The organism is Shewanella sp. SG41-3, from assembly GCF_014164545.1.
Lineage (GTDB): Bacteria > Pseudomonadota > Gammaproteobacteria > Enterobacterales > Shewanellaceae > Shewanella > Shewanella vesiculosa.
On record NZ_JACJFJ010000009.1, the window covers coordinates 123,058 to 136,733 of the forward strand.

Genomic DNA, 13,676 nt, shown 5'->3' on the forward strand with positions numbered 1-13,676 from the left:
CATTTAAATTGTTTAGCCACGATTTAAAAAGTGGTGGGTCGTGAAGGATTCGAACCTTCGACCAATTGGTTAAAAGCCAACTGCTCTACCAACTGAGCTAACGACCCATCTTGGTTTTGCAAGAATATCTATTCTTACTGGGAAAAAGCCAACTGTCTCTGTTTCAAGACCAACTAAGCTAACGACCCATCTTGGTAACTAAGAAACACTAACTTAGACAGTAACGATAGAATAAGTTATAGCTCTTAACACCCCCAGAAGGCTATGCCGTTCTGAGGGCGCCTATAATACCTTTTTCAATTTCTCATGCAAGCGCAAATTTATAATTTCTTGTTGTTTGCATGAAAAACAGACTAAGAGGCTGTTTTTTGTCTTGATTAGCCTTTCAATGCCGATAATTGCTGCTGTGCAAGGCGTGCAGATGCACTATCTGCATACTCTTTTAATACTTTATTATAAAGCGATCTGGCGCCGGCTGAATCATTTTCTTTTTCGGCAATCATGCCCAGTTTAACTAAACTATCAGCACGCTTATTTGAATCAGCAAACTTACTGACAACGGTACTAAAAGCTTGTTTCGCGTCATTGTATTCACTTTTATTATACAATAACTGGCCTAACCAATAGTTTGCATTAGCGGCATAATTAGATTCAGGGTATGTTGATATGAAGGTACGAAAAGCAGGAATTGCTTCATCGTATTTACGTTCTTTGAGGACTAAATTCACTGCAGCCTCATAGCTTCCGGTTTCATCCAACGTTGAACTGGCAGCCGCCACTGTTGTCGCGTCAGCTTGAGCTGGCACTGCTGGAGTTGATGACTTAGCAGTAAGATTAGCAATTTCTTCATACAGCTGTCGTTGACGCTGCAATATCTGATTCATTTGATAATTTTGTTGCTCAGTAATACCTCTTAACTCTAACACTTCATTTTGCAACGAGTCCATACGACGCTGCATATCAAACTCGCCTTGCTGCTTTGCTTTAATGATGCGTTCTAATCTTGACACTCTGTCATTATTAGAACCACCTGCAACATCTTCAACAGGGGCTGGAGCAGCAAAAGCTGAAGCCGTTGTGAAAAACATTGCCGCAACTAATATGGCTTGTTTCATTTTTATCTCCTAAAAAAAGGCCAACCGATAAAGGTTGGCCTTGTACTTCTTTTACTTAGTAAACTAACACACCACGACGGTTTTTAGCAAAACCAGTATCGTTACGAGAAAAATCCAATGGCTTTTCTTCGCCATAACTGACTATGCTCATTTGGCCAGCCTGAACGCCCATACCTTGTAAATACTTAGCAATCGCTTTAGCACGACGCTCACCTAGTGCAATGTTGTATTCAGGAGTACCACGTTCGTCAGCATGACCTTCAATCAATACGCGAACATTTGGATGCTCAACTAAATAGTTACCATGAGCTTGAAGTATTTCAGCATTTTCGCTTTGAACTTCACTACGGTCAAAATCAAAATAAATGATATTTTGACGACGTAATTCCTGTTCTTTTAAACGTTGCTGCTCTGTTGGGCTTAACACAGGAGCGACACCACCTGTTTCAATACCACCAACACCATATTCACTACCTGTACCACTCATAGAACCGTTAGCGTCAGTTTCAGAGTCTGAAGTTGAGCTACAGGCACTCAGTGCCATAAGCGGAACTGCAACCAACATAGCTTTAAACAACTTATTCAGATCCATTTTAAATCCTTATCAATATCTATTTAGAGAAACGGAGACCATGCTGGTGATTTCACCTCGCCTTGGCCGACAGGCAATCTTGCTTTAAATCTGCCATCCATAGAAACAGCAGCTAATACTTGCTTACCTTGATGGGTTGTACCGTAGATAACCATAGTGCCATTAGGGGCAACACTTGGCGATTCATCAAGTTGAGTTGATGAAAGCACCTGCATAAAACGTGTTGCAAGATCCATTCTAGCAATATGGTACTTACCGTTAGTACGGTTTACAAAAATCATACTACGACCGTCTGGGGTAATTGAACCACCGAGGTTCCATTCTCCTTCAAAAGTCATGCGCGAGACTTTATTTGTATCTAAATTTACTCGATATAACTGTGGCTTGCCACCTCGTTCAGACGTAAACAAAATAGACTTACCATCTGGGAACCAAGAAGGTTCGGTATCAATTGCGTAATGGTCTGTGATACGTCGAGCAGCTTTAGTTGTTATATCAATTATATAAATATCTGGTTGACCGTCTTTTGACAAAGTGACAGCGAGTTTTTTACCATCTGGTGAAAATGCTGGCGCACCATTTATGCCATCAAAACTACTCACTAAAGTGCGTGTTTGACTATAAATGTCTTGCACAAAAATTTCGGCTTTTCTATTTTCAAAACTCACATACGCTAAACGACGACCATCAGGAGACCAAGTAGGTGACATCAATGGCTCAGGTGAACGCAATAACATTTGCTCATTATAGCCATCATAGTCAGCAATCATTAGATGGTAAGGTGCTTTTTGACCTTGTTTTACCACAACATATGCAATACGGGTTAAAAATGCACCACGAATTCCTGTCAGCTTTTCATAAACAATATCACTGATCCGGTGACCATATTGTCTAAATTGGTTTGCACTGATAACGGTTTCACGGCTTTCAAGCAATAACTCACTGTTATTCTGAGGTCCTTTGCCAGCTTGAAGCTGTGCTTTAACTAAATCAATGAGTTCAAAACTCACTAAATACTGATCGGCGCCATAGGGCTTAATCGAGCCAACAACAAGTGCTTCAGCTTCAACATTAGTCCAATTCTGAGCAGTAAAATCATTCACTGACGCAATAGATGACTGTGGTAATGCACGTACATCGAGAGTTTTAAAGGTACCGCTACGAGCCAAATCAGATACCACAACATCAGAAATAGATGCTGGAGCAGGACCTTGCCCTTGCCATACAAAAGGCACCACAGCTATAGGTCTTGCAGCATCAACCCCTTCTGTAATCACAATATCTAACGCTGCGCGAGCGGGTGTAGTTAACACTATCAATACCAGCGTTAGCCATTTAGCCAAATTTTTCATGCGACTCCTTTTAACTCAATTCCATCATTAAATACGATTAATATTAATTAAATTCCGGTGAAACGGTTAAATTAATTTCTTTTAATTGCTGATAAACAGCCGGTTCAGGTGACACAGGTAACCGCCCTGCTTTATTTATTGAGGCTTTCGCTGCTCGACAAACAACCTGATCACCGTCTAACGTTTGGCTTGTTGTTACAAAACCATCTGCAGCTAGACGAATAAATACCCGACAGCTTTTACCACGCATTGACTCATCAACCACTAGATTTCGTTGAATAGTGGCAATAATCATGGCCTTATATTTATCAACCTCTGACAACACCTGCTTATTGCGCGTTTTAGAAAGTGAGTCTTGCTCTGCAGCCATAGCTTCAGCCATTTCACGCTCTTGACGCGCTTTATTATCAGCTTCAGCTTTACGTTTACGCTCAGCATCTTCCTTCCGTTTACGTTCATCTTCAGCACGTTGACGTTCTTCTTGAGCTTTTTTCGCTGCAGCTTCTTCTTGCTTACGCTTTTCAGCTGCTTTCTTAGCTGCATCTTCTGCAGCTTTTTGTTCCTGTTCTTTCTGTTTGCGAACCACTTCAGCTTTATCTGCGCGCTCTTTTTCTAGTACCTGCTTTGCTTGAGCAGCTTTAGCGGCATCATTGGCCTTTTGAGTTTCCTGCTCTTTTTGTTTACGCTGGATCTCTAAGGTTTTAATTTTTTCCTGCTCGCGTTCACGCTCGCGACGGGCTTCTAATGCTTTACGTTCTAATTCTGCTTGACGAGCCTTTTCTTGCTGAGCCACATCTTGTTTTTGCTTCTTTAACTGCTCAACTCTATCATTCACTTTCTGTTGATCAATCACGATCGCTTTCAAAGCTGGCGCACTTGCAGCAGCCGTTTGCATTACCTTCGGCTTATCGTCAAAACTAATGCCTAAAGCCAAGATGATGATAAACCCAATGTGAATACCAGCAGAAATAGACATCGGTACAGTTAAATCTGATTTGCCAGCCACCTATTTCTCCTTTGGTGAATCGGTCATTAACCCTACTGCTGGCACACCAGCGCCTTGCAAGCTAATCATTAATTGAATAACACTTTCGTAAGGTATTGCACGATCGGCCTTTACGACTACAGGCCTTAACGGTTCAAGTAGGATTAACGCGCCAACTTCAGTTGATACCTGCTCTAAGTCCATTGCCTGAGAATTTGAGCTACTACCTGTATTCAAGAAATATTGCCCATCAGCGTCAATTGAAGCAACGATAGGAGGCTTACTGTCCGGAGGTAAAGATTCCGCATTACCTTGCGGTAATTCTACTTTGACCCCTTGGGATACAATAGGCGCTGTCACCATAAAAATAATCAACAACACCAACATAACGTCGATGTAAGGCACAACGTTGATTTCTGCAACTGGGCGACGACGTTTACGCTGATACATTAAACAGCTTCCTTCTCGCTATATGCTTGACGTTGCAATATGTTGGAGAATTCTTCCATAAAGTTAGCATAAGTCATTTCAATTTTATCAACTTGCGTTGTAAAACGGTTATAACCAATAACAGCAGGGATAGCGGCAAACAGACCCATTGCCGTGGCAATCAATGCCTCTGCAATACCTGGAGCAACCATTGCAAGAGTTGCGTTTTCTACCGCACCTAGCGCAATAAAGGAATTCATAATCCCCCAAACAGTTCCGAACAAACCAATGTATGGGCTCGTTGAACCAATGGTTGCCAATAACGGTAAATGGTTTTCAAGTTTTTCCATTTCACGTGACAAACTCACTCGCATCGCTCTAGAGGTGCCATCCATAACCGCTTCAGGTGCTTTACTGTTTACTTTACTCAAACGGGTATATTCTTTAAAACCAGCAACAAACATCGATTCTAAGCCAGAAATCGCACTTCCTCTGGCTATCAGTTCTTTATAAAGTCGATTTAAGTCCACTCCAGACCAGAAAGTATCTTCAAAACGTAATGACTTGACTCTTGCTGAGCTTAATAATTTGTTGCGTTGAAGGATCACAGCCCATGAGGCAATCGATAATGCCAACAAGGTCAGCATAACTAACTTTACCAACACACTGGCTTCTAAAAACAAACCAATAAATGAAATTTCAGCGTGCACTGTCAAACTCCTGAACAATATTTAGGGGAATAGCGCGGGGACGCATACGTGATAAAGATATACACGCGACAACCACTGTCGCTTCACAATAGCAATCACCCTGATGATCAACTAGGCGCTGGTGAAACACCAACGACACTTTTTTTAATTCTATAACCTTGGATTCAACGACTAAATCCTGTTCAAACTTCGCTGCTTTACAAAAATCTAATGCAGCATGTTTAACGACAAAAGCAATGTCTTCTGTCAACAGTTCCGCTTGACTAACACCCATCGCTTTTAACCATTGAGTACGAGCTCGTTCGAAAAATTTTAGGTAATTCGAATGGTACACAACACCGCCAGCATCGGTATCTTCGTAATAGACAGAAATGGGCCAAACAAACATAATTTGAACATCAATTTTTAGGTTGTAAAAGTTGGCTTACTATACCGAGTACCAACACGCTTGTGAATAATGTACCAAGGTAAAAACAGACTTTATTTTGCTCAAAATGAACTGAAACACTCGAAAAACCTCAGGAACAGCAAGAGATGAAGCTTTATTAATGTATTCCACCTAATAATTAACAAGCGGTTAACTAAAGTATGCCATCAAGATAGTATATTACTTGGCGCTGACAGCCGACAATTAGCCCTTGCGAAAGTAAAAAATGTAACCACAAATGAATATAAAATAATCGCTGCAGTCCCATTATCGCACGTCCACATAAACGTAAACGTTAATAAAAGTTAAGCTAAAAATACACTCCACTTAAATATGGTTTTGAGCGAGGTAAAGTGCGGCTTATTTATCACACTATTCGGGGACAGGATCAAAAGACACTGATCTGAAGTATTTTTCATCGCAGTAACTGAAGTCTATTAATGCTATCAATAACGATTAAGAGCAATATTAATCACATTGTGGAACATTATTAGGCTTCATGATTTACGCAAATATGTTCTATTTGTTAAATAATATTATCACACAATTATCTAATCCGAATACTTATGCAAAAAATGTAAATAACAACTTACAAAACCGCTATATAAGCCGATTAGGGCAGATATAAAAATATAAGACCATTAAAAAGGATTAGTTTTACTAATCGTAAAGAGTAATTTTTCTAGTTTGTCAGTTTAGTGTATTAATTCTATTATGATCCTGTTTTCAAGACTTGTGATTCAGATATTGAAAATCAAGAACTCCAAACTGATGTAACCCAATACCTCAGTTTTCTCTAGTTCTTATGTTTGACTTCCTTCCTTAGATTTGTTGATTGCAAATTATTTAGCCCACTTGGATTAAGTGGGTTTTTTTTGTCTTTTTTTTGCCGCAGCAATCAACATTAATCTCATATGAGTATACATCTTGGTATTCAACCTTCAGCATCGAACCCGTTAATAAAAAGTTAGTAAGCTTTTTACACTTCGGCATTCAATCAAAAGGTATTTATTTTAGCTCAAGGCCAAAGAGATAGTGATAAATAAACAACTGAGTTTAACTGCGCTAAGTAGCGCAGCTAAAAAATAAATGAGAGGAATTAGATAGGCTTGGTTATTTTAATTACAACTCGGCGATTTAGCTTACGTTCTTCGGCAAGATCATTGCCTGCAACATGGCGTTTTTCACCATGACCGGATGTATGAATACGATCTTTAGGGATACCGCTAGCAATTAAAATATCTTTCACTGAGGCAGCTCGTTTATCTGACACCCTCTGATTAATAGAGCGCCCACCGTAACTGTCTGTGTATGCATCAACTAAAATCAGCTCAACGTCTGGATCAAAAGACAAGTAACGCTGTATTTTTTGTAATTGCTGGGTAGAAAAACGCGTCAGTTCTACCCCACCTTCTTGATAATTTAATACTGTAAAAGCGATATCATCAAAACTATAAGGCAGTAAATTTGCTAAACAAGCGCGAAACTCACGATATTTTCCACCGAAATTAGCTGAAGATATGCCCACTGCAATTTTAGTATCGTTATTGTACCAATCAGCATAATAAAACGTCGGCTCCATCCCCTGACTCAACTCATTTAACATTGACCAGGCAGCTTTTTTAGGCACTTCACCATTAAACTGCTTACTGTAAGTTAACTCAGTAATTTCTTTAGCATTATGCCCTGGACGCCAGCTAGGGGCTCGGCTAATTAACGTTGCTTTAGTCACAGCATCAGGCTTGAGCCACATATCTAAGGTGAAACTTAAATTTAAACTTTTACCGGCTCTACTGGTAAATATTGCACGGCCATAATCAGGAATATCATGCTCCAAGCGACACTCTATTGGATTATTCTCGCCAACACGCCATGCTGAGTTTTCAAGTGATGCAACGTAGTGCCTCAAATCAGCATGGGCTGTTGAGCAAAGACACAAACTTGTGAGAACGATCAGTTTTCGCCACATAAAAACACCCTTTATACCTAGTTACATTCTTACTATCGGCCCCAAAGTCTGTTCCTTTAGAAAACAATCATGGTTAATCGATGATAAAAACCACAATCAAACATGACACTGCGCTTGAGTTTGCGCATAATACTCGGCCTACATCATTTGCACCGATAAATGATAGCTATTGAGGATAAAGACTGTAATGACTGATATTTGCGACGCTAACAAGTTTAAACACCGCTTTCGTGGCTATTTCCCTGTGGTTATCGATGTCGAAACAGCAGGGTTTAATGCCAATACCGATGCGTTGCTTGAAATTGCAGTCAGCTTATTAAAAATGAATAGCGATGGGATTATTGAACTTGATAAAACGCTTCACTTTCATATTGAACCTTTTGAAGGCGCAAACTTAGAACCTGCAGCACTGGCGTTTAATGGTATTGACCCCACCAACCCACTTCGTGGAGCCGTTGACGAAAAAGTCGCTTTTTTAGAAATATTCAAAGAAGTCAAAAAGGCTCAAAAAGCAGCAGATTGCCATCGCAGTATTATTGTTGCTCATAATGCCGCTTTTGACTTAGGTTTTGTTAACCAAGCTATTGAACGAAACGGCTTAAAGCGTTCTCCATTTCATCCTTTCGCAAGTTTTGATACCGCGACACTAGCAGGTCTTGCGATTGGCCATACAGTGTTAGCTAAAGCTTGTAAAATGGCTGGGATAGCTTTCGATAATAACGAGGCGCATTCAGCTTTATACGATACTGAACGCACGGCCGAATTATTTTGCCTAATCGTTAACCGTTGGAAGGCGCTGGGCGGTTGGCCGTTAGTGGACCAAGATGATAGCAAGGATCTAGCAAACGAATAGTTAAGCTCAGTATTTTTATCACTTTTCGCCGGCTATCAATGGCCAACTATTTATTTACATCGACAAACTCAATACTAAACCATGAGTTTGATCCAATAAAAAAGCTGCCGAAGCAGCTTTTTTATTGTCTCTAATACGCTAAATTATAGCTTATCAGAGTTGTCTTTTAAGTATGCCGCTACACCTTCAGTGCTTGCAGTCATACCTTTTTCGCCTTTTGACCAGCCCGCTGGACAAACTTCACCGTGCTCTTCATGGAACTGAAGTGCGTCAATCATACGGATCATTTCATCAACGTTACGACCTAGTGGTAAATCGTTAACCACTTGATGACGAACCTGGCCTTCTTTATCTACTAAGAATGAACCACGGAAAGCCACACCCGCTTCAGGATGTTCAACATCGTATGCTTTACAAATTTCGTGCTTAACGTCAGCAACTAGAGTGTATTTAACTTGGCCAATACCACCCTTGTCTACTGGAGTGTTACGCCATGCGTTATGAGTGAACTGTGAGTCAATAGAAACACCAATCACTTCAACACCACGCTTAGTGAACTCTTCCATGCGGTGATCAAAAGCAATTAGCTCAGATGGACACACAAAAGTGAAATCAAGTGGGTAGAAGAAAATAACCGCAGGCTTACCTTTAATTGCGGTAGTGAGGTTAAATGTGTCAACAATCTCACCAGAACCAAGAACGGCTGCTGCTGTAAAATCTGGGGCTGGACGGCCTACTAATACGCTCATTATCTATCTCCATTTAATGGCTTAAACACTCGACAACGTTATAAGGTTCTTACTAAATAGTGATCTAGCAAACAATTAACTATAACGTTGGGACATATATCAGTTGTATACCATACATCTAATTCAACGGACTTATAAGTTATTTCAGATGAAAATTGGTTTACCTGCTGAAAAATAAAACATCATGACGCTTTGAATAATATCTTTCCAATATGACAAGATGATTTGTTGAGAAGATTTCACTGATGCCTTACTTGCAGCAACTGATGAACGTTAGTCAATATTGCTAAAAAATCAGCATAAACAATCAAAAAAGCGATATACGCTGGACAAATAGACTATTGGCAGTCAAGAATAGCCGCCTCACTTACTTTTAAGAAAAATGATTATGAATGCGGTTGTCATCGCGGTTTGCTTAATGTTGTTTTTAAGCTTTATTCGAATTAACGTTGTGGTGTCATTGACCATTAGTGCTGTTGTCGCAGGTATCGTTGGTGGATTAGATATTCATCAAACAATAGCAGCATTTAATGACGGCTTAGGCGGCGGTGCTCAAATCGCATTAAGTTATGCATTACTCGGTGCCTTCGCCGCAGCATTATCGCATTCAGGTTTAACAACGTTAATTTCTCATTCAATTATAAAAAAACTGGGTAAAGAACCTAATAGTGGTAATACCCAAGTTGTACGGTGGTTGTTATTGATCACGATACTGTTAATGGCAATATCATCGCAAAATATTTTGCCTATTCATATCGCCTTTATTCCTATCCTTATTCCGCCACTATTGCATGTGATTTCTAAGCTCCATATCGACCGACGTCTTATTGCCTGTATTCTGACATTCGGTTTGGTCACCACTTATATGATATTACCTATCGGTTTTGGTGGCATTTTCCTCAATGACATCCTGTTAGCAAATTTAAACACTAATGGCTTAAATGCAGTAGCCGAACAAATACCTAAGGCAATGTTACTACCAGCAATAGGTATGGTTGTTGGTCTGCTTACGGCGATATTTATTAGTTATCGCAAACCTAGAGAATACATGATTGAACAACCTGTGATCAGTGACAGTATTTCAACCACCATTAGCCGAAAAAGTTTGTTGGTCTCACTCTCTGCCATTTTGGCGACGCTAATTGTTCAATTACAAACTGACTCGATGATATTTGGCGCATTAAGTGGATTTATCATTTTTCGGTTTTCAGGAATAATCAAGCACGAAGTCAGCAAAGACTTGTTTAATCAGGGCGTGCACATGATGGCTAATATTGGCTTTATTATGATTGCAGCGGCAGGCTTTGCAGCAGTAGTTAAGTCAACTGGTGAAGTTAGCACACTGGTAACCTCTTTAGGTGACATCATTGGTGACAACAAGGCATTAGCTGCGCTATTGATGCTGATTGTTGGACTGTTAATTACAATGGGAATTGGCTCTTCATTCTCAACGATTCCTATTATCGCCACCATTTATGTGCCATTAGCTCTCAGTTTTGGTTTCTCGATTGCGGCAACCATTGCACTCGTCGGCACAGCCGCCGCACTTGGTGACGCAGGATCGCCAGCATCGGACTCCACTCTGGGCCCCACTGCTGGTCTCAATGCCGATGGGCAACATGACCATATTCGAGACAGCGTTATCCCAACGTTTATTCACTACAATATCCCATTACTGATATTTGGCTGGATTGCAGCGATGGTATTGTAAAATAGACTAAATACTGACGAGCTGTCTTGATATAATAAAAAACGGGAGCCTAACAAAGGCTCCCGTTTTTTATTATCTGGTATTAAAGCATCAAGCCATCAAACAATGGTCTGTAACATTGAGCACAAAAATCACTCAGTTAATATTACTTAGTACCGAATATCTTGTCACCAGCATCACCTAAACCAGGCAAAATATAACCTTGCTCGTTTAAACAATCATCAATTGCTGCGGTATAAAGTTCAATATCAGGATGCGCAAGTTCAAGCGCTTTGATACCTTCTGGCGCGGCAACCAAAACCAGTGCTTTGATCGAAGTACAGCCACGTTTTTTCAGTAAATCGATAGTCGCAATCATCGAACCACCAGTGGCTAACATAGGGTCAACCACTAATGCGATACGCTCTTCGACATTACTGACTATTTTTTCAAAGTAAGGCACAGGCTGTAATGTTTCTTCATCACGATAAATACCGACAACAGAAATACGAGCACTAGGTAGGTGCTCAAGCACACCATCCATCATTCCTAAACCCGCACGTAAAATAGGCACGACAGTGACTTTCTTACCTTTAAGTTGATCAATAGTAACAGGGCCATTCCACCCCTCTATGGTAACCGTTTCAGTTTCAAAATCAGCTGTTGCTTCATAGGTTAATAAACTGCCAACTTCAGTGGCAAGTTCGCGAAATCGTTTGGTGCTGATATCTGCTTCACGCATCAAACCGACTTTATGACGAACCAGAGGATGCTTTACTTCAACGACTTTCATTTATTTCTCCTAGATTTCTGACTATTTCAGGCAAATTTGATAAATGTTAGACGATTTATCCTCTCTATAAAACATAAAGTTTCAAAATTGCTGTAAATCGTGAGCTAAACCAATAAAAAATAGGCAAATCATCGTTTTCTTTATAGGATAAAGTAAAAAGATGGCTTCCGACTCGCACGACAAACTGGTAGAATATCGGCGCATAAAATTCCATAAAACGATGTACCCTAGAGGATCCTCCGTGACCACTCCAACCCCCCTAAGTTACAAAGACGCCGGCGTTGATATCGATGCAGGTAATGCGTTAGTAAACAACATTAAATCTGCGGTAAAACGCACTCGCCGTCCAGAGGTTATGGGCAATTTAGGTGGTTTTGGCGCATTATGCGAATTACCAACTAAATATAAACACCCTGTACTGGTTTCCGGCACAGATGGTGTTGGCACTAAATTAAGATTAGCTATTGATTACAAAAAGCATGACACCGTGGGTGTTGATTTAGTTGCCATGTGTGTCAACGATCTGATTGTTTCTGGTGCTGAACCACTTTTCTTCCTCGATTATTATGCAACAGGTAAGCTTGACGTTGAAACAGCTACCTCTGTTGTTACAGGTATCGCTGAAGGTTGTTTCCAATCAGGTTGTGCTTTAATTGGTGGCGAAACTGCTGAAATGCCAGGCATGTATGAAGGCGAAGATTACGATCTAGCTGGATTTTGTGTTGGTGTTGTTGAAAAAGCAGACATCATTGATGGTACCAAAGTCAAAGCGGGTGACTCACTTATCGCTCTAGGTTCTAGTGGTCCTCATTCAAATGGTTACTCGTTAATCCGCAAAGTATTAGAAGTGAGTAAAGCAGACCCGCAGCAAGATCTTGCTGGTAAGCCATTAATAGACCATTTACTTGAACCAACAAGAATTTATGTTAAGCCTTTATTGAAGCTGATTGAACAATCAGACATTCATGCAATGGCACACATTACCGGTGGTGGATTCTGGGAAAATATCCCACGCGTGCTGCCTGATGATTGCAAAGCTGTCGTCAAAGGTGACTCTTGGCAGTGGCCAGTGGTGTTTGATTGGCTAATGACAAACGGCAATATTGCACAACACGAAATGTTCCTAACATTTAACTGTGGTGTCGGTATGGTGATTGCACTACCAGCAGATAAAGTCGATGCCGCATTAGCATTATTAACCGCCGAAGGCGAAAATGCTTGGTTAATAGGTGAAATTGCTTCTCGTCAAGGTGACGAAGAGCAAGTGGAGATCATCTAATGAGCCAAAGCTGTCGTGTTGTGGTACTGATTTCCGGTAATGGCAGTAATCTTCAAGCTATCATTGATGGTTGTGATGATAATTTAAAAGCTAACATTGTTGGAGTGATCAGTAACAAGCCGGATGCTTATGGATTAATACGCGCCCATCAAAGCGAAATTGATACCAGTTGTGTTATTCCTTATGCCAATGAAATACGCAGTGAATATGATGCGCGTTTATTAAAGGCAATAGAAAAGTATCAGCCAGACCTGATCGTTCTAGCCGGATTTATGCGTATTTTAACTGATGATTTTGTTAGCCATTTCCTTGGAAAGATGATTAACATCCATCCATCGTTATTGCCTAAATACCCAGGATTACACACGCATCAGCGTGCCATTGATGCTGGCGATACCGAACACGGCGCGAGTGTACATTTTGTGATACCAGAACTCGATGCTGGACCTGCTATATTGCAAGCTAAAGTGCCGATTTACCCTGAAGATGATGCTGAAACATTAGCAGAGCGTGTTCACGAACAAGAACATGCTATTTATCCACTGGTGGTAAAATGGTTCAGTCTGGGTCGTTTGACTATGACTGATGGTAAAGCTTATTTAGATGGCCTATTAATCGGTGAATCTGGGTATGCGCCGGACTAATCTGTCTCTCAGCTTTTAACATGCTGCTCATAAAAAAACCTCGCTGACATGCGAGGTTTTTTATGTAACAAACAAAAATGAGATTAAGT

At 40.5% G+C, this 13,676-nt stretch carries 14 protein-coding genes and 1 tRNA gene; 4 read left to right on the plus strand and 11 right to left on the minus strand.

Features of this window, described 5'->3' with window-relative positions:
- Positions 1–31 precede the first annotated feature (31 nt).
- From H5164_RS16930 to H5164_RS16970, 9 genes are all read right to left on the minus strand, one after another.
- Positions 32–107 (minus strand) — tRNA-Lys (locus H5164_RS16930).
- Between the two features lie 270 nt (positions 108–377).
- Complete coding sequence (gene ybgF, locus H5164_RS16935; RefSeq protein ID WP_124016525.1) at positions 378–1,115, minus strand: tol-pal system protein YbgF; 738 nt, start codon at positions 1,113–1,115, stop codon at positions 378–380.
- Between the two features lie 55 nt (positions 1,116–1,170).
- Positions 1,171–1,707 carry a peptidoglycan-associated lipoprotein Pal gene (pal, locus tag H5164_RS16940; protein ID WP_124016524.1) on the minus strand — a complete coding sequence of 179 codons (537 nt, stop codon included), beginning with the start codon at positions 1,705–1,707 and terminating at the stop codon, positions 1,171–1,173.
- Between the two features lie 23 nt (positions 1,708–1,730).
- Complete coding sequence (gene tolB, locus H5164_RS16945) at positions 1,731–3,059, minus strand: Tol-Pal system beta propeller repeat protein TolB (RefSeq protein WP_124016523.1); 1,329 nt, start codon at positions 3,057–3,059, stop codon at positions 1,731–1,733.
- 43 nt (positions 3,060–3,102) lie between these two features.
- Positions 3,103–4,065 (minus strand): cell envelope integrity protein TolA, encoded by a 963-nt coding sequence (gene tolA / locus H5164_RS16950; RefSeq protein WP_182722238.1) that lies wholly within the window; start codon positions 4,063–4,065, stop codon positions 3,103–3,105.
- A complete protein-coding gene (gene tolR / locus H5164_RS16955; protein WP_124016521.1) occupies positions 4,066–4,494 on the minus strand; it encodes a protein TolR in 429 nt (142 codons plus the stop codon).
- Positions 4,494–5,183 (minus strand): protein TolQ, encoded by a 690-nt coding sequence (tolQ, locus tag H5164_RS16960; protein WP_124016520.1) that lies wholly within the window; start codon positions 5,181–5,183, stop codon positions 4,494–4,496. The genes tolR and tolQ overlap by 1 nt, the downstream gene beginning before the upstream one ends.
- Positions 5,173–5,574 carry a tol-pal system-associated acyl-CoA thioesterase gene (gene ybgC, locus H5164_RS16965; RefSeq protein ID WP_124016519.1) on the minus strand — a complete coding sequence of 134 codons (402 nt, stop codon included), beginning with the start codon at positions 5,572–5,574 and terminating at the stop codon, positions 5,173–5,175. Before ybgC ends, tolQ begins: the two co-directional genes overlap by 11 nt.
- Before the next feature lie 1,135 nt (positions 5,575–6,709).
- Entirely contained in the window at positions 6,710–7,579 is an 870-nt protein-coding gene (locus tag H5164_RS16970) for an OmpA family protein (protein WP_124016518.1), read from the minus strand.
- Positions 7,580–7,766: 187 nt separating this feature from the next.
- Here H5164_RS16970 and rnt point away from each other — a divergent pair, with 187 nt between their 5' ends.
- Entirely contained in the window at positions 7,767–8,432 is a 666-nt protein-coding gene (rnt, locus tag H5164_RS16975) for a ribonuclease T (RefSeq protein ID WP_124016517.1), read from the plus strand.
- Positions 8,433–8,575: 143 nt separating this feature from the next.
- On the opposite strand, the gene H5164_RS16980 is transcribed toward rnt, so the two are convergent.
- Positions 8,576–9,181, minus strand: a complete 606-nt coding sequence (locus H5164_RS16980; RefSeq protein ID WP_124016516.1) for a peroxiredoxin — start codon at positions 9,179–9,181, stop codon at positions 8,576–8,578.
- Positions 9,182–9,569: 388 nt separating this feature from the next.
- On the opposite strand from H5164_RS16980, the gene H5164_RS16985 reads away from it, so the two are divergent.
- Positions 9,570–10,892, plus strand: coding sequence for a Na+/H+ antiporter family protein (locus H5164_RS16985; RefSeq protein ID WP_124016515.1), 1,323 nt, complete (start codon positions 9,570–9,572; stop codon positions 10,890–10,892).
- 145 nt (positions 10,893–11,037) lie between these two features.
- On the opposite strand, the gene upp is transcribed toward H5164_RS16985, so the two are convergent.
- Positions 11,038–11,664 carry a uracil phosphoribosyltransferase gene (upp, locus tag H5164_RS16990; RefSeq protein ID WP_124016514.1) on the minus strand — a complete coding sequence of 209 codons (627 nt, stop codon included), beginning with the start codon at positions 11,662–11,664 and terminating at the stop codon, positions 11,038–11,040.
- A gap of 241 nt (positions 11,665–11,905) precedes the next feature.
- Between upp and purM the strand changes: the two genes are divergently transcribed.
- Both purM and purN read left to right on the plus strand, forming a co-directional pair.
- The gene (gene purM / locus H5164_RS16995; protein WP_124016513.1) at positions 11,906–12,943 is read left to right on the plus strand and encodes a phosphoribosylformylglycinamidine cyclo-ligase; all 1,038 of its coding nucleotides are present in this window, start codon (positions 11,906–11,908) and stop codon (positions 12,941–12,943) included.
- Positions 12,943–13,587 (plus strand): phosphoribosylglycinamide formyltransferase, encoded by a 645-nt coding sequence (gene purN, locus H5164_RS17000; protein ID WP_124016512.1) that lies wholly within the window; start codon positions 12,943–12,945, stop codon positions 13,585–13,587. The genes purM and purN overlap by 1 nt, the downstream gene beginning before the upstream one ends.
- Positions 13,588–13,676: the final 89 nt, after the last annotated feature.